Below are 17,724 nucleotides of genomic sequence, written 5' to 3' on the forward strand. Positions count from 1 at the left end.
AAATGAACCAACAAAATGACAGAGTAATTAAAGTAAAAAATGTGTTTGCATATATCCGAAAATATATAGCGCTTGTTATTGTATTAGCGCTATGCGGAGCAGTGGGATTGGCAGGACTTTGCTATTTGAAGAATAAACGGGAAATTGATGCAGAACAGTCTCAGACTCCAGTGAAGTTGGAAGATATGTACGAGGAATTTTCAGAAACAGAAAAAGCGGATATCTCATATGCATTGTATTCTTATGATCGTATGGCTGAGATGGAGCAATATTTGGATGAGTCGCTTTATATGCAGATTGAGCCATATCATATGCAGCAAAAGACATATCAGTTCCAAATAAAACTGGATGTGACGCTGGATACTGTAGAAGAACGGACAGAGGCTCAGAATCAGATTTTATCAGCATATATTGCTTATATTCGAAATGGTGGACTGGCTGATTCGGTGGCTGAATCGAAGGAACTGAAAGGGGATTATACAGCTGCACAGATTAAAGAGCTGCTGGATGTATCTTATGACTCCGCTATGCAAACAAACGGAGGATTATGCCTGTATGTATATGGGACAAATTTGGTTCCGGGATTGGACGAACTTGCAAAAGAGACTTTGATTCAATATGCCGGTGAACTAAAAAATGTGGAAAAACATACCCTTGTGATGACAGATACTCAGACTGCGGTCGTTCGTTCTGATACAGTTTATAATGTGCAAAGGACGATATATACAGAACGTGTGAATACAAAGGATCGGTTGAAAAATGCGGTGGATGCACTATCTGGGAATACATTAACTTATTATAATGGCATTGTCGAGGACGAGAAAGAACAGGCGTTAAAAGAAGAAAAGCTGGAGGAGACGGGAACAACTGCAGATGCGGTGCCAGCGCCACATGTGGATAAGAAAAAACTCATAAAATATGGACTGGTAGGAGGTGTATTGGGCGCGGCAGGTTCCATTGTGATCCTGTTATTATGTTTTATGTATAGCAAAGTTATTGTTGCAGACACGGATTACACACTTACTATGGGGATGAAATTACTGGGAAACATATCAGAATCTGAAATGCAGGAGCAGCTAGGATTTGTGGTAGCAAAAATTTTGGCAGCATGTAAGAAAAAGGAGATTACAAAGTTAGCGCTGATATCCAGTGATATGAGGAATATTAGTGAAAATATGCAGGAAGATCTCGTAAAGAAACTTGAAAAACAAGGCATTCAGCTGGATGTATTAGCAGAGATTGTTACTGATAGCGAGGCAATGTCCAAGCTTTTTGCAGAAGGAGCGGCAGTTATGATTGAGAAGAAGGGTGTATCGCTTTATCAGCGAGTGTATGATATGGTTGATTTATGTATGGAGAATGAAGTATCAATACTTGGTGTGATTGATACCCGGAAATAACTGTAATGGCTGAGATAAAGACAAAGTCTGTAAAATTAAATATGGTGATGAATGCATTGCTGTCTATGTCATCCTTTATTTTTCCCTTGATTACATTCCCGTATGTGTCAAGAATCCTGCTTCCGGTAGGAACAGGAAGAGTCGCTTTTGCGACGGCCGTTGTGACGTATTTTGCAATGTTTGCGCAACTCGGAATTCCGACCTATGGTATCCGGCTATGTGCAAAAGTGAGAGACAATAAAGAAGAGTTAACCCGTGCGGTTCATGAATTGTTGTTTATCAATCTGTTCATGTCTGCAATTGTATATGCTGTGTTCTTTATTTCGCTTGCGGTCGTTCCAAAGTTTCGGGAAGAACATACATTACTTTTGATTATTGGTGCGACGATATTGCTGAATGCACTTGGCGTAGAATGGTTATACAAAGCATTAGAGCAATATACGTATATTACGGTACGTTCTTTGATATTCAAGGTTGTAGCGTTGATCAGTACATTTATGCTTGTTCGTGATCCAGAGGATTGTTTGCAGTATGGTTTTTTGACAATTCTCGCTACATCTGCTTCGAATGTTTTAAATTTTATAAATCTTCGTAAATATATTTATTTAAAACCAATCGGTGGTTATCATATTAGACGTCATATCAAGATGATATTGGTCTTTTTCTCAATGTCTGTGGCGACAACGATATATACAAATCTGGATAATGTCATGCTTGGGTTCATGAAAGATAAGGTGGAGGTTGGATACTATTCAGCCGCAGTAAAGATCAAGTCAATTATGGTTAGCGTAGTGACTTCTGCAAGCACGGTTTTACTACCAAGAGCGTCTTATTATGTGGATAAAGGTATGATGGACGAGTTTTCAAGAATATTGAAGAAAACAATGCATTTTATCTTCCTTGTGGCGATCCCTTTTTCGATTTATTTTATGATCTATGCGAAAGAAGGAATTTTCTTCTTATCTGGTAAAGCGTATGCCGGAGCTATTATACCAATGCAGATAATCATGCCGACGCTTACGCTGATTGGCATCAGCAATGTGACTGGCATTCAGATGATGGTACCATTAGGAAGAGAAAAACAGGTATTATATTCTGAGATTGCAGGAGCGATTGTAGATTTGGTGTTAAATACGATTTTTATTCCAATCTATGGCGCAGCAGGTGCAGCGCTTGGTACACTGGTTGCGGAAGCTGTTGTGTTAGGCTGGCAATGTGTAGCGATTCGAGATCTGAAAATGGGGATATTTCAGAAGCTTCCATATGGAAAGATTCTTGTCGCAGTCGGACTTGGAAGTGCCGCATCTTTCTGGGTAAAATTGCTAGGAGTCGGCGTATTTCCAACGCTTGTGATATCTGCGGTTTGCTTTTTTGGCGTGTATGGAATTGTGATGACGGTATTGAAAGATTCTTTGGTAATTGAGTTGGAAAAACAGTTGATTAGAAAGATAAAAAAGAATGATTGTGTCTAAGATGCACAATCATTCTTTTGGTAAGCCTATAGGTTATATTTTTGAAGCAGATTCTAAATTGCATTTTGGGAAAAGGGTAATCATATACATATATAGTCCTCTTTATTCGTAAAAATTCCATAATTTAAATCCATTGATTGTGGTGATAAGCTCCGCAGATATATCTTTATAATAGTATTTTTTCAGATATTCAAATTTCGTAGTGTATTGGCGGCTGTCCACCAAGATGATTTTGTCATTTACAAGGCTTTTTAGTGGAGATTTAAAATTAATATTGTTTTCTGCCCAGCATGTATTATTTGAAGGATAACCATAAGTAACTCCGCCCAAATAAAAATAATAATTATTATAGTATCCGACTGGAAGCCGCTTCCATGGCTTGTAATTATAATATATTAACTGAATGGTTGAGGAAAAATCCATTAAATAATAATGTTCGTTATCTGATTCAATGTGGTCTATTAAATCCGCATGCGGTCGTCTGTGCGAGATATCACATCTGTATTTTTTTATATTGAAATCATATGAACGAAACATGGTATCAGAAATATATTGTGAATATATCTCATCCGACATTGTCTTATAATTTGTATCTGGGATGTATAAAGGAACCTTCAATAATAGAATGAAAGCACCTAAAATATTTAATGATAATTTATATGTATTATTTAGGGTCGTCACATTTAACGAAGTAATCAGACCAACTGCAAGACATAAAAAAATGCAGTATTCTACTCGATATACAACTCGACCGCGTATAAAAAAGTATACAAGAAGGAAACCGGCTATAATAAAATCGGGAATCATACAAATAAATTTATGGGGATCAATAAATAATAGAATAAACATCATTAATATTAAACCCCAAACAACAGTATATGATTGATATTTCCTGTCACGAAAAGCGTTTATCAAGTGCTTTACAGAGAGTATATATTTTTTATGAACCTCCTTTTTGACAGTGGAGTAGTTTGTTAGAATTTCAGGGGTATAAATGTTCTGATCTAGTAAATTCCATGATTCAATCATATGAAAGTCAATTTCATCTAATCCCTTTGATTCAAAAAAAGAAGCATAGGACGAATAATCATATGTTTTAATGTCTGTAATGGATGCACGTAATTCATTTAATTCTCGGTATTGTTTGTAGGACGGTGAATTATTCCAAATAATTTTATCTACTCCCATAACGCATAAAACTGATATAAAGAGAATTACACAATACAATAAATTTTTAATAAAAAAATGAGTATTGAATTCCTTGATAGTAAAAGCATACTTTATAAATACTATAAAAAGAAAAACAAGTACAATAAAGATACATTGAAAACGGATCATTGACCCAAGAATTGTTAATAGTGCACCGATTATCATATGTTTTCGCCTTTTTTCTGAATAAAAAATAGCATATAAAAACATACTTCCTCCTGCGCATGTTGCAACCGTAGCGGTCTTGGTAAATTGTACCAAAATATACAAATCGTCAGAGAAAAAGGAAACAAAAATAAGACAAAAAATTAATCCTATAAGTGAGTTGTTTCGCTTCAAAACTATATAACAGAGAGATGTTAAGGAAACGAAGCAAATTACGACTTGAAAAACGAAGTACCAACTTATCTTTTCGGTAATGGAATATAAAAACTTAAGAAGATAACCATATAGGATGTTAGAGAAAAGTAAGTGTTCGTTGTAATTATGTCCAAGAGCTCCGGATAATATCGCATCCATAATAAAGTCATCAGATACTTCATATTTCATGTCACAGAATAATAGAGCAAGAAACAGGAAAGTAAGATTTATAAGTAAAGATACAATAAATTTATTGTTGGTTAATTTATCTTTAAACATTTTAAAACCTTTCATTGATAATTTTAACTATTATTGTACCATGAATCATTGATAAAAAGAAGACCTATAATGCAAATTTTACCACAGATGCGCGGTGCCTGTAAACTTGAGTTAAATAAAAATTGACATAAAGTATGTGATGCTATAAAATTAAAAAAGGCGTCATTATGGCACGAATATTGATAAATGGAGATTTCATACATGGGAGAAATAAAGCTGTTAGATTGTACACTGAGAGATGGAGGATACGTTAACGACTGGAAGTTTGGACATAATAATATGGTTAGTATCTTTGAACGGTTGGTAGATGCAAATGTAGATTATATCGAGATTGGATTTTTAGATGAAAGAAGACCATTTGATATTAATAGAAGTATTATGCCAGATACGGATTGTGTTCAGAAGATATTTGGAAATCTTGACCGAAAAAATTCTTTGATTGTAGGGATGATTGATTATGGTACATGTTCGTTGGCGCATATCAAACCATGTGAGGAATCATATTTAGATGCGATTCGAGTGATTTTTAAAAAACATCTCCGGAATGAAGCTATGAGTTTTTGCGCTGAGCTTAAGAAACTTGGATATAAAGTTTTTGCTCAGTTGGTATCGGTTACAAGCTATACAGATGACGAAATGATGGACTTGATCCGACTCGCAAATGAAGTGAAACCATATGCAGTTTCCATGGTGGATACTTATGGATTGATGCATCAAAATAATTTGAAACATTATTTTGATCTGCTAGATCAATATTTGTTGCCAGAAATTGGGTTAGGATATCACGCACATAATAATTTCCAGATGGGTTATGCAAATTGCATTACCATGATGAGTCAGGTTACAGACAGACTTTTGCTTGTAGACGGAACCATCTATGGCATGGGCAAAAGCGCCGGTAATGCTCCTATCGAATTGATTGCCATGTACATGAACAGTAACTTAGGTAAAAATTATGATATTAGCCAATTCTTAGAGGCGATTGATGCCAATATAACAAGTTTTTATACTCCGGCAACATGGGGGTATAATATGTTCTTCTATTTGGCAGCATCTAATGATTGCCATCCAACATATGTATCGGATTTAATGAAGAAGAAAACACTTTCAGTTAAACAGATTAATGAATTGTTGGGGCGACTTCAGGGAGATAAAAAACTGTTATATGATAAAAAATATATGGAACAGTTGTACTTGGAGTATCAGGAAAATGATATAGATGATACATTAGATGTACAGGCACTAAAGGAATTGTTTGGAAGCAGAAAGCTTCTTCTTTTGGGAACTGGGGATAGTGTGACGGAACAGGAAGAACTCTTAAAGAACTTTATTAACGAGAATAATCCAATAGTTATTTCTATGAATTATATACCAGATAACATTTCGCCTGATATGATATTCCTGAGTAATTCGAAGAAATATGTGCAGATTGCTAGTAAACTTTCAAGACATCAAGGGGAATATAAGATTATAGCAACATCGAATGTTACAAAAACAAGCGGTGAATTTGATTATACTGTGCGTTATAAAGATGTTTTGGATACTGAGGAAAATGCAATTCCCGATGTCGCATTTGCGGTATTGTTAAAGACAATGGAAAAAGTAGGTGTCAAGGAAGTGTATTTGGGCGGAATTGACGGATTTAATGAAACACATAATGGCATATATTTAGATGATGAAGAACACTGTGATTATGGAATAAAGCATACAGATGAGTTGAATGAATATGTAAATCATATGATGCAGAGAATGAATAAGACAATCAAGCTGAATCTGTTAACAAAAAGTATATACACATTGTAAAAACATGATAATGGAGATAAGGGATTATGATTAGTTTTAATGTACCACCAGTAACGGGTAAAGAAATAATATATATGCAGGATGCGATATCCAGAAACAAGATATGTGGTGATGGATATTATACAAAATTATGTAATAAATGGATTGAAGACACAACGGGAATTGCTAAAGCTTTGCTTACGACTTCATGTACACATGCGACGGAGCTTGCTGCGATTTTATGTGATATAAAGCCTGGTGATGAAGTTATTATGCCATCTTATACTTTTGTATCAACTGCAGATGCCTTTGTGTTGCGTGGCGCAAAAGTTGTATTTGTTGACATTCGTCCAGATACAATGAATATTGATGAAAAACTGATCGAAAATGCGATTACTGATAAAACGGTTGCGATAGTACCTGTACATTATGCAGGGGTATCTTGCGAAATGGATACAATTATGGAAATAGCTGAAAAATATAATTTGAAGGTTGTTGAAGATGCTGCGCAGGGTGTTATGTCAAAGTATAAGGGAAAAAGTCTAGGAACAATCGGTGATTATGGATGCTATAGTTTCCATGAGACAAAGAATTATAGTATGGGTGAGGGTGGTGCTATCCTTATCAGAGATGCAAAAGATTCTGATCGAGCGGAGATTGTACGTGAAAAGGGAACAGATCGGAGTAGATTTCTTCGAGGACAAGTTGACAAATATACGTGGGTTGCGGCGGGATCTTCCTATCTTCCAAGTGATTTGAATGCAGCATATTTATATGCACAGTTGGAAGTTGCACAGCAGGTTTTTGACGATCGTATGAATAGTTGGAACAAGTATAATGAGGCGTTTAAGTATCTAAAAGATAAGGGAGTTATTGAGACACCGTTTGTTCCAGAAGAGTGCGAGCATAATGCACATATGTATTATATTAAGCTTGATAATATAGAGGAAAGAACGAAATTTATTAATTATATGAAAGAAAATGATATATTAACGGTATTTCATTATATCCCACTTCATTCGGCTCCGGCAGGAAGAGAGTATGGTGTATTTGCAGGTGAGGACAAATACACAACAAAGGAAAGTGAACGAATTGTTCGGCTTCCATTGTATTATAACATGGGAGAAACTGTGGATGAAGTTATATCAAAAGTATACAAATATTTTGAATCGTAAATGGAGTAAGGATTATTTATGAGATTCTATACAAAAAAAATCTTTTTTTTGCTCACTGTTATCAGTGTATGTATGTTGATGTGTTTGAATGTGCATGCTAAAAGTGAAGATTTTACAGGAAAAGGGACAGGAAAAGAACCATATTTAATTCAAAATTGTGAAGATTTATATCATTTAAGAGATTTGGTGAATGAAGGGGAAACATTTCAAGGAATATATTTTCGACAGACATGTGATATTGATTTAAAAAGTGAAAAATGGGAACCAATAGGAAATACCTCAGGCGGAAAATCGTTCTGGGGCATTTATGATGGAAATGGATATGGTATTAGTAAATTATATATTGCAGAGCAAGGGCATGCTGGCCTTTTTGGAAGCTTGGGAGGAAAAGTAGTCAATCTCAAGATAATTAGTGGGCATATAGAAGGTAGGGTTGCGGGTGCGATTGCGGGGCAAGCAGTAGGGGAGAATGCCGTAATTGCTAATTGTATAAACTATGCAAATATATGTGGAAATAGTGCGGCAGGTATTGCGGGAGAGTTTTATCAAGGCACGATTGCGAATTGTATAAATAATGGAACTATCAGTGGAGATACTTCGTATGGTATTGTGGCAATAGATAACGATGTGAAAGTATACAGTTCTTATTCCGTGAACTATGAACTAGCACCCAAAGGTATTGTTGCTGCAAAAAGCGCGGTTGTTACAACACAATATTTATCAACAGAAAAATTTGCGGTCAAGAATTCTATTACTGCTGCGATTGCAAAATGGTTGTTCCTGGGTACAGATGACGTTGAGTTATTGGAGTGGGAGAATAATGGAAATTTAACATATAAGCGAACAGGTGTTATTACATTTTTGGCATATATGATTAATTTCATGCTTTTGCCGCTTTTATTATGCTGTGTTTTTCTGATGTTAGTGCATAAATATAGAAAAGACAGAAAAAATATTTATCAGAATAATAAATATTTTATAAATGCAATATTTATTATTTCAATTATAGTTTCTTATTTTTGTGATATATTTATATTTGTAAAGGGGACAACTGTTTTACATTTTGGAAATATTTTATTTGTAATATTAGTTAATCTATGTTCAATATTATTTGGCAAGATTATTTTTCAAAATAAATCTTCTTCAAAAATTAAAATTCCATTTAGTTTATTATTGGTTATAGGTGTTGTAATTGTTGTTGAATTGCTGCAATTTAATAATGTCCCAAGGTATGATGCAAATATTTATTATGGCAGTTTAGTAAGGGCAACAAAATTATTTAATTTGGATTTTTTATCCTTTTTAGGTGCATTTAATTGTTGGAAATGGGCACAGGGATTGGCACTGTTTGCGGCTCCTTTAGAAGCTGTTTTACCAGGTAGGATAATTGGAGTATATATAGCTAATCTTGTTATCACGGTTATTACTTTATGTATACTTCATTGGCTAATAAAGAAGATATATCTAGATATTACAAACTTTCAGGCCTCCATGATTAGTTTGTTATTTGCGTTCTCTCCATATATTGTTGGTCTATTTTCATATATTGATATGGATTGGAATGTTACATTTTTTGCGGTTTGGTTCTTAGCTGCGGTAATAAAAGGAAATGATTTATTGATTTCGTTTACTGGATTTTTGTTGTCGTTTACCAAGATAACGGGCTTTGCTTTTTATGTGTTTTTTCTATTTGCTTATATGATAACAGATGTATATATCAATAAAAATAAAAAATCCTTTTTTAAACAGTTTATGAATTGGTGGTCATGGAAAAAAGTTTTTTTATGGCTGTTTCCAGTTTTATGTTTTATGGTTTTGTTTAAATATGGAGACTATTTTACATCGCAATCTTTTTATGGAACATTTGTAAGTACATCGATGATTAATTTGTTAGATAAGAATCAAATTATGAATACACTCTTGCAGACTTTTGTTTTTGGATTTCGTTGGTTATTGGTGTTATTGATAATAGTAGGGATAGTGTGGACAAATAAACGAAAAAGTGATTCATCTAATAATATGATTATCGTTTATTCGTTGTATCTTAGTTCTTTGTTGGTTTTATTGTTATTAATGTTATATAATTCTGATGCAAATTGCCCAAGATATACGACACTGTTTTCTTTGATATTTGCACTACTGATTCCTTTGTTTATTGAATCATTTACAAGCAGAAAGCTTAAAAATCTATCAATTATTTGTCTTGATATATTGATGATATTTCAGACGTTTTGGACAACTGATCCGTCTATTATATTATATGCGGATTCAATAAATACTGGGCAAAAAGAAATATATAAATTGGCATATAAATCTGATAAGCGGGAAGGCATGAATATTGTTTCGGGTGTAGATGGGAAATATCCGATATTGGGTGATTTATATGCATATAATTTGGAATATTCTTTTTATGATGATTTGTTGGATTGTGCATTTAAAAAAATGGATTTTTCAAAAACAAAAAATGTATTTATATTAGATATTATAGATTATGAAATAAATATATCGGGAAGAAATTACGGTGGTGCAGACTGCTATAAGATATATTGGGACGATAAAAATAAAAAAAGAATATTCAATAGTAAAGATACCGAGATGTTAAAGGTAAAAACATTATATTCTGATTTTATACTGTCGAGGGGAGACAAATACTTGGATGCAGATAACCGATTTTATTTTATTGTTCCTGCGCGTGCAAGCAATAGAGAAGTTATAGATAAAATATCGGAATTAGGATATAAAGTTGAGGAATTAGGGAAAATAGTCAATATGTATGGTGAAATAGACGTTTATTATTTTGAAAAATGAGAAATTGGTAATGGAAAATAAAAAATATAAAGATAATCGAATAGTTGTATTACGCTTTTTGGCGTGCCTTTTAATTACAAATAGTCATTGTGGTGATTTATATCCAATTTCATTGTTGGCGATTGGTGGAGGACAAGGAAACGTTATTTTTTTTGTTTTGTCAGGATATTGTTTAGCTAATATAAATATTGGGTTTAGAGAATGGATAAAAAAGAGAGCTAATAGAATTTTACCAGCAACAATAATTTTTCTTTTGTTACGAATTATACTTATAGACGGAAAATCCGAATTTGCAAATACTGATTTTAGTGTATTAATTAAAAGATATGTCGATTTATATTGGTTTGTTTTTGCAATATTGTTGTATTATGTTATTTTTTATTTTGCAATAAAGGGACAGAGTATAAAAAAATACATAGGGGTGCTGTGTGCATATGCGTTAATATATATAGTATCATATGTTTTTGGAATGGATTTATCAACATTTTGTGTTGAATTAGAAGGTTTTTCATTGTTTAAAGTTTTATTTTATTTTGGACCATTCTTTTCAGGAGGAATTATTCGAAAGATTATAAATAATAAAAATATGCAAAATGTGAGAAAGTATTCCAAATTTTATTTTGTCGGTGGTATTTGTGGTATTCTGGTATGGGCTATGGAATATATTGAAATTTTGATATATAATAGTGCCTACAAATATCAGTTTTTGATTCATTTAGGTATATATATTTTTGGGATTAATGTTTTACTTTATATGTTGAGCATTTCTGATATTAAAATAAGAAATGAAAATAAACTATGGCGATGTGTTCAGCTTATTGGAGATAGTACATTATCAATATATTTAATGCAGGTAACATTTAAACCATTATGTATTGGAATCCCTATGCCGTTTAATTTTTTGATTTTTTGGTTAATGGCTTTAATTGGAGGTTGTATTTATACCATGGTTAAGGAAAAAATAAATAAAAGGATAGAGGAATTATCATGAAGAAGTTATCATTTGTAATACCGTGTTATTGTTCAGAAAAAAGTATAAAAAAAGTTGTTGATGATATTATAAAAACAGTAGAGAATGATGGTAGATACACTTATGAGATAATTTGTGTAAATGATTGTTCCAAGGATGATACATATAGTGTGTTAGTTAATCTTGCACATAATTCTAAAGTAAAAGTGTTGAATATGGCGAAAAATTTTGGACAACATAGCGCACTGATGGCAGGATTTAATGAAGTAACAGGGGATATTGTTGTGTGTTTGGATGATGATGGACAGAATCCTCCATCTGAAATGTTTCGATTGATAGACAAACTGGAAGAGGGATATGATTTAGTCTCTGCAAGGTATAAAGAAAAAAAAAGCACATTGTTTCGTAAGATTGGAAGTAAAGTTAGTTTTTTTATGTCTACACATTTGGTTGGTATGCCAAAGGGAATTGAATTAAACAGTTATTGTGTATGTCAGCGGTTTGTGATTGATGAGGTTGTAAAATATAAGAATGCATATCCATTTGTGCATGGATTAATGTTAAGGGCTACGAGGAATGTAGCAAATGTATACATTGATCATCAGGATAGAAGTTATGGACAGTCAGGTTATACATTAAAAAAGCTATTAGGTTTATGGATGAATGGATTTACAGCTTTCTCTGAAAAGCCTTTGCGATTAGCTACTTATGTAGGTGTAGTAAATATTTTCATTGCGTTGTTGTGGAGTATTATCTTGATTATACAATTTGCAATGGGCATTTTGTTGAACTATTCGTTATTTATTGCGATAAACGTGGTATTATTCCTCACGGGAGAGCTTATGTTTTTTGTTGGGCTTTTGGGTGAGTATATAGGGAGAATGTATATATGTATAAATAATGCACCGCAATACGTAATTAAAGAAAAAATAAATATAGAAAATAAAGAGGAGGAATAGGTTGACATGGCAAAGAAAAGGGTATTGGTCTTAAATGGAAGTTTCTGCGAAGCTCCAATTATAAAGAAAGCAAAAGAAATGGGAATGTATGTTATTACGACTGGAAATGCTCCAAATTTGATAGGACATCAGTATGCAGATGAATATATTCCAGCGGATTATTCAGATAAAGAAAAGGTGTTGCAGATTGTAAAAGACAATGATATAGAAGGTGTTATTAGTTGCGCGAATGATTTTGGTGTTCTTACAGCAGCGTATGTTGCAGAACAGATGGGTTGGCCAGGATATGATAAATATGAGATTGCAAAATTATTACATCACAAAAATCTGTTCAAACAATATGTGTACAAACATAATATACCGGCTCCGCATTCATATTGTCCAGAAGATAAGGCGGATGCTTTAAATTATATTAAGCAAATAGAATATCCAATTATTGTCAAAGCGAATGACTTGACGGGAGGAAAGGGAATCAGACGTGCCAATACATATGAAGAAGCTGTAGAAGCTGTAGATTATTCATATGAAAAATCGAGAGATAAGCATATTGTTATTGAACCGTTTGTGATAGGAACACAGCATACATATGTAACATTTCTTATTAATAAAAAAGTATATGTTTCAACAAGTTGTAATTGTTATTCCCCTATAAACCCATATTTAATTCAGTCTGAGACACTACCAGCGGATTGTATAGAGAGGGTGGAGCCTGAATTAAAGATGATTATAGAAAATATGGCTGAAGATTTAAATTTGGTAGATGGAATCATAGCGTTACAATATATCATGAAAGACGGAAAACCATACATTATTGAAACAATGCGGAGGGCTTTTGGAAATCAGTTTTTAATGTTGGCGGATAAAACGACAGGGTTTCCATGGGAAGAGGCTTATATAAAGGCTGCGTTGGGTGAATCCTGTGATAGACTGGAATTTACAGATATAGAGTATAAGTATTGCGGACATCATGGTATAATGGCTCCTCATAATGGAAAGATAAGGAGATATGAAATCGATAATAGTATAAGTCCCCATATTTTTAAGAAAATAGATATGTTGGGTGAGAATGGGGCAATAAATGATTACCTCAACGAACGAATTGCATATATTTATTATCAATATGAAAATAAAGAAGAAATGATAAATGCGGTAAAAAATTATAATAATAACATTAAGGTTATATTTGCAGATGAGTAGTTAAATGGAGAGATAATAATGAGAAAAGTATTAATAACTGGTGCATCTCGAGGAATAGGCAAAGCAATTGCCGAGAAATTCAAGGAAGAAGGCTACATATTGGTGTGCCCAACAAGGCAGGAGATGGATTTAAGTGATCCTAGATCAGTTGAGGTGTATATAGCTAACCATAAAGATGAATATTTTGACGTAATCGTTAACAATGCAGGTGTTAATGAGATTAATGAAATAACACAGATAAAAGATGACGAATTAACACAGATGATGCAGATTAACTTAATTTCACCTATTAGATTGCTTAGGGGTTTTGTAGGTAAGATGAAAGAAAAAAGATATGGACGTATTGTAAATATTGGTTCAATATGGGCAACTGTTTCTAAGGGAGGGCGATGTGTATATAGTGCAACAAAGAATGGAGTACATGGAGTTACAAATACATTGGCAGTAGAATTGGCACCATACAATATTCTTGTTAACACAGTATGCCCGGGGTTTACATTGACAGAATTAACATATAAAAATAATACATTAGAGCAGATTGAAAGTATCAATAAGGATATTCCAATGGGACGAATGGCAGAACCTAGAGAAATGGCGGAGGTAGTTTATTTTTTATGTAGTGATAAAAACACATATTTGACGGGACAAAAAATAACTATAGATGGAGGATATTCAGAAAAATGATTATTAAGGCAAGTTCGAAAGATTATGAAGTAATAGTAAATAATAATTTTGATGTTATAGAGAAGCTTCAAATTGATAAAGATACATATGTGGTAATTGATAAAAAGCTATATAATATATATGTCGAAAGATTATTTAATAAAATTCCAAAAGATCAATTATATATTTTTGAATCAATTGAGGAAAATAAGACAATTGAGTCTGCATTACAAATATGTGAAATTATGACGAATATTCCAGCTAAGAGAAATGCAAAGTTAATTTCTTTTGGTGGGGGAATTGTGCAAGATGTTACAGGTTTTGTAGCGAATGTATTATATAGAGGAATACATTGGACTTTTTATCCAACAACGCTTCTTGCGGCGTGTGATAGTTGTATAGGGGGAAAAACATCATTAAATTATAAAAAATTTAAAAATCTTTTGGGAACTTTTTATCCGCCGGATCAGATTCAAATATGTACACCATTCTTTAAAAGCTTGTCGGAAAAGGATTTTGAGAGTGGTTTAGGAGAAGTTGTAAAATTTAATGTTATGTATGGTGAAAAGGGAATAAAAAAGGTTGAAGAAAATATCAATTTGCTTTTGGCAAGAGATGAAAAAACATTAGAAGAGTTTGTGTATAATTCATTAGCCTTTAAGAAAGCGTTTATAGAGCAAGATGAGTTTGACAGAGGAATTCGAATACATTTGAATTATGCCCATACATTTGGACATGCATTTGAAACAATGAGTAATTATGTAATTCCACATGGAACAGCAGTTGCCATGGGAATGATTGTGGCAAACCGGATATCGTTAATGCGTGGATGGTTAAAGGAGTCAATAGTAAATAGAATAGAAAATGTAATATGGAAAATTATACATGTAGATATCCAGAGTATACCTATGAATATGGATGTAATAATGGCGGCAATAAGAAAGGATAAAAAACAAACAAGTACAGATCTTACAGCAGTATTAATGAAACCAGATATGAGCTTGTTGGTTGTACATGATGTAAAAACATCAGAAATAAAAACGGCAATAACATATCTTTTTGATAACCTTAGGAGAAAATAATGTATACATCTTATTATATGAATGGTAATTTAAAAATTCCCAATATTCAGTCAAATGCGTTATCTACTATTAAGTATATGGTTATTGATATAGATGGAACGTTAACGGATGGAGGGATTTATTATGATGAACAGGGGAATGAATTTAAAAAGTTTAATACAAAGGATGCTGCTGGTTTTTTTACAGCAAAAGCATGTGGGATTTTTACAGTTGTAATTACGGGACGAAGGTGCCAAGCTACGGAACGTCGAATGAAGGAAATGCAAGTAGATTTATTAGAACAGGGGATTGTTGATAAGGTAGGCTATTTGAAAAAATTTATTGGCGATAGAAATATTAATTTTAATGAATTGGCATATATGGGGGATGATCTTAATGATTATATGGGGATGGAACTAGCTGGATTTAAAGCATGTCCAAGTGACGCTGCTGATGAAATAAAAGAAATAGTAGACTATATTTCAACGAAAAAAGGTGGGGAAGGCGCATTTCGTGATGTTATGCAATATATCTTAAGGCAAAGAGGACAATGGGAACAAGCATATAAAAATTGTTATCATATTATCTAAATGTAAGAGGAAATGTAGATGAAAGTTTTAATCACAGGATCAAACGGATTTATAGGCGGACATGTTTGTAAATATCTGAAAGAAAAAGGTGAATATGTCATTGGTTTAGGGCGTAGAGAAAAGTCTGTACCAGAAGTTGATGAGTACATTTGTTGTGATATGGATTCAGAAGCGATAGATGGAATTATGGCATCTGTTAAAGTGGATAAGATTGATGCAATTATCCATTTGGCAGCGGATATGCGTAAAGAACCTTATAATGTGGAAGTTGTTGCACATAATTGTGTAGGAACTCAGAGACTGCTTGAATTTGCGGAACGAGAACATATCGGAGTATTTTTACAATTGTCAAGTTTACCGGTCATTGGAAAACCAGAGGAGCATCCGATTACAGAGAAACATTCTTTGAAACCGCCTACAGTGTATCATGCAACGAAAATTGCAGAAGAATTACTTGCAAATTATGCAGATTATATGCATGGGGTGAGAACAGCTAGTTTTCGAATATCTGCTCCAGTAGGACCGGGTGTGAATCCGAAGACAATATTCCCGACATTTGTAACAAAAGCAAAGAACGGAGAAGACTTGATACTGTCGGGAAAGGGAAGTCGGGTTCAGACGTATGTACATGTTCGGGATATTGCAAAGGCTTTATATCTTGCGTTATATAGTGGGAAGGCGCATGGAATATACAATCTTTCAAGTTATAATGCGGTATCAAATAAGCAATTGGCTGAATTGTGTGTAAAGTTGTTAGAGTCTGATTCCAGGATAATATTTAGTGGAAAAGAAGATTTTATGGATGATTATATTTGGGATGTATCTTTAGAACATATAAAAGAAGATATTGGATATGAACCGGAGATTTTGATAGAAGAAGCGATTTTAGAGTATGCAAACATGGCTTAAAAAGTATAGAAGGTTATAGTGAAGAAATCACATCTGTAGAGCATAACTTAATTTTGAATAGAGCTTAAATAGACGGGTTTAATTATAATAAATTGTATCGTAAAGGAGAAAAAGCTTATGAAGGGAATTATTTTAGCCGGAGGTTCCGGTACACGTTTATATCCATTGACCAGAGTAACATCAAAGCAGTTGCTCCCGATTTATGACAAGCCTATGATTTATTATCCGATGTCGGTACTTATGAATGCTGGGATTCGGGATATTCTGATTATTTCAACGCCGGCAGATACACCACGTTTTGAGGAACTGCTGGGAGATGGACACCAGTTTGGTGTGAATCTGACTTATGCAGTGCAGCCATCACCAGATGGACTGGCGCAGGCGTTTATCATTGGTGCGGATTTCATTGGTGATGATTCTGTGGCAATGGTATTGGGCGATAATATTTTTGCTGGACATGGTTTGAAGAAGCGCCTGAAAGCGGCTGTGGAGAATGCAGAGAGCGGAAAAGGAGCTACCGTATTTGGTTATTATGTAGATGATCCGGAGCGTTTTGGTATTGTAGAGTTTGATCAGGATGGAAAGGCAATTTCGATTGAAGAGAAGCCTGCACAGCCGAAGAGTAATTACTGTGTAACTGGTCTTTACTTCTATGATAATCATGTTGTAGAGTATGCGAAGAATTTGAAGCCTTCTGCTCGTGGAGAGCTGGAGATTACCGATTTGAATCGAATTTATCTGGAGAAGGGAAATCTGAATGTAGAATTGCTTGGACAGGGCTTTACATGGCTGGATACAGGTACACATGAGAGTCTGGTTGATGCAACGAACTTCGTAAAGACGATGGAGACGCATCAGCATCGTAAGATTGCGTGTCTGGAAGAGATCGC

At 33.8% G+C, this 17,724-nt stretch carries 14 protein-coding genes; 13 read left to right on the forward strand and 1 reads right to left on the reverse strand.

Annotation, left to right across the window (positions count from 1 at the left end):
- Nucleotides 1–2 precede the first annotated feature (2 nt).
- Both AAAT93_RS11090 and AAAT93_RS11095 read left to right on the forward strand, forming a co-directional pair.
- The gene (locus AAAT93_RS11090) at nt 3–1,400 is read left to right on the forward strand and encodes a hypothetical protein (protein WP_195541548.1); all 1,398 of its coding nucleotides are present in this window, start codon (nt 3–5) and stop codon (nt 1,398–1,400) included.
- Between the two features lie 5 nt (nt 1,401–1,405).
- Entirely contained in the window at nt 1,406–2,872 is a 1,467-nt protein-coding gene (locus AAAT93_RS11095) for a flippase (protein WP_227573225.1), read from the forward strand.
- Nucleotides 2,873–2,974: 102 nt separating this feature from the next.
- On the opposite strand, the gene AAAT93_RS11100 is transcribed toward AAAT93_RS11095, so the two are convergent.
- Nucleotides 2,975–4,246, reverse strand: a complete 1,272-nt coding sequence (locus AAAT93_RS11100; protein ID WP_227573224.1) for a hypothetical protein — start codon at nt 4,244–4,246, stop codon at nt 2,975–2,977.
- 675 nt (nt 4,247–4,921) lie between these two features.
- On the opposite strand from AAAT93_RS11100, the gene AAAT93_RS11105 reads away from it, so the two are divergent.
- The 11 genes from AAAT93_RS11105 to rfbA all read left to right on the forward strand — a co-directional run.
- On the forward strand, nt 4,922–6,523 hold the full coding sequence (locus tag AAAT93_RS11105) for an aldolase catalytic domain-containing protein (RefSeq protein ID WP_227573223.1): 1,602 nt from the start codon (nt 4,922–4,924) through the stop codon (nt 6,521–6,523).
- 26 nt (nt 6,524–6,549) lie between these two features.
- Nucleotides 6,550–7,677, forward strand: a complete 1,128-nt coding sequence (gene rffA / locus AAAT93_RS11110) for a dTDP-4-amino-4,6-dideoxygalactose transaminase (protein ID WP_227573222.1) — start codon at nt 6,550–6,552, stop codon at nt 7,675–7,677.
- An 18-nt stretch (nt 7,678–7,695) separates the two neighbouring features.
- Nucleotides 7,696–10,485, forward strand: a complete 2,790-nt coding sequence (locus tag AAAT93_RS11115) for a hypothetical protein (RefSeq protein WP_227573221.1) — start codon at nt 7,696–7,698, stop codon at nt 10,483–10,485.
- A 10-nt stretch (nt 10,486–10,495) separates the two neighbouring features.
- Entirely contained in the window at nt 10,496–11,476 is a 981-nt protein-coding gene (locus AAAT93_RS11120; protein ID WP_227573220.1) for an acyltransferase family protein, read from the forward strand.
- Entirely contained in the window at nt 11,473–12,414 is a 942-nt protein-coding gene (locus tag AAAT93_RS11125) for a glycosyltransferase family 2 protein (RefSeq protein WP_227573219.1), read from the forward strand. Before AAAT93_RS11120 ends, AAAT93_RS11125 begins: the two co-directional genes overlap by 4 nt.
- Before the next feature lie 6 nt (nt 12,415–12,420).
- Nucleotides 12,421–13,611: an ATP-grasp domain-containing protein gene (locus AAAT93_RS11130; RefSeq protein ID WP_227573218.1), complete on the forward strand. Its 1,191-nt coding sequence runs from the start codon at nt 12,421–12,423 to the stop codon at nt 13,609–13,611.
- Nucleotides 13,612–13,629: 18 nt separating this feature from the next.
- Nucleotides 13,630–14,295: an SDR family NAD(P)-dependent oxidoreductase gene (locus AAAT93_RS11135; protein WP_118545689.1), complete on the forward strand. Its 666-nt coding sequence runs from the start codon at nt 13,630–13,632 to the stop codon at nt 14,293–14,295.
- Nucleotides 14,292–15,356, forward strand: a complete 1,065-nt coding sequence (locus AAAT93_RS11140) for an AroB-related putative sugar phosphate phospholyase (cyclizing) (protein WP_227573217.1) — start codon at nt 14,292–14,294, stop codon at nt 15,354–15,356. The genes AAAT93_RS11135 and AAAT93_RS11140 overlap by 4 nt, the downstream gene beginning before the upstream one ends.
- Complete coding sequence (locus AAAT93_RS11145) at nt 15,356–15,925, forward strand: KdsC family phosphatase (protein WP_227573216.1); 570 nt, start codon at nt 15,356–15,358, stop codon at nt 15,923–15,925. The genes AAAT93_RS11140 and AAAT93_RS11145 overlap by 1 nt, the downstream gene beginning before the upstream one ends.
- 18 nt (nt 15,926–15,943) lie before the next feature.
- Entirely contained in the window at nt 15,944–16,834 is an 891-nt protein-coding gene (locus tag AAAT93_RS11150) for an NAD-dependent epimerase/dehydratase family protein (RefSeq protein WP_117781726.1), read from the forward strand.
- A gap of 117 nt (nt 16,835–16,951) precedes the next feature.
- On the forward strand, nt 16,952–17,724 hold a 773-nt coding region (rfbA, locus tag AAAT93_RS11155), incomplete at its 3' end, for a glucose-1-phosphate thymidylyltransferase RfbA (protein WP_349095588.1).

The sequence above is a fragment of the Coprococcus hominis (ex Arizal et al. 2022) genome (genome assembly GCF_040094675.1).
Classification (GTDB): domain Bacteria; phylum Bacillota; class Clostridia; order Lachnospirales; family Lachnospiraceae; genus Coprococcus_C; species Coprococcus_C hominis.

Bases quoted from the DNA above. Each gene is read 5' to 3' on its own strand.
- AAAT93_RS11130 (WP_227573218.1), top strand. From the start codon at position 12,421: ATGGCAAAGAAAAGGGTATTGGTCTTAAATGGAAGTTTCTGCGAAGCT.
- AAAT93_RS11150 (WP_117781726.1), top strand. From the start codon at position 15,944: ATGAAAGTTTTAATCACAGGATCAAACGGATTTATAGGCGGACATGTT.
- AAAT93_RS11135 (WP_118545689.1), top strand. From the start codon at position 13,630: ATGAGAAAAGTATTAATAACTGGTGCATCTCGAGGAATAGGCAAAGCA.
- AAAT93_RS11100 (WP_227573224.1), bottom strand. From the start codon at position 4,246: ATGATAATCGGTGCACTATTAACAATTCTTGGGTCAATGATCCGTTTT.
- AAAT93_RS11145 (WP_227573216.1), top strand. From the start codon at position 15,356: ATGTATACATCTTATTATATGAATGGTAATTTAAAAATTCCCAATATT.
- AAAT93_RS11125 (WP_227573219.1), top strand. From the start codon at position 11,473: ATGAAGAAGTTATCATTTGTAATACCGTGTTATTGTTCAGAAAAAAGT.
- AAAT93_RS11105 (WP_227573223.1), top strand. From the start codon at position 4,922: ATGGGAGAAATAAAGCTGTTAGATTGTACACTGAGAGATGGAGGATAC.
- AAAT93_RS11115 (WP_227573221.1), top strand. From the start codon at position 7,696: ATGAGATTCTATACAAAAAAAATCTTTTTTTTGCTCACTGTTATCAGT.
- AAAT93_RS11140 (WP_227573217.1), top strand. From the start codon at position 14,292: ATGATTATTAAGGCAAGTTCGAAAGATTATGAAGTAATAGTAAATAAT.
- AAAT93_RS11095 (WP_227573225.1), top strand. From the start codon at position 1,406: ATGGCTGAGATAAAGACAAAGTCTGTAAAATTAAATATGGTGATGAAT.
- AAAT93_RS11120 (WP_227573220.1), top strand. From the start codon at position 10,496: ATGGAAAATAAAAAATATAAAGATAATCGAATAGTTGTATTACGCTTT.
- rffA (WP_227573222.1), top strand. From the start codon at position 6,550: ATGATTAGTTTTAATGTACCACCAGTAACGGGTAAAGAAATAATATAT.
- AAAT93_RS11090 (WP_195541548.1), top strand. From the start codon at position 3: ATGAACCAACAAAATGACAGAGTAATTAAAGTAAAAAATGTGTTTGCA.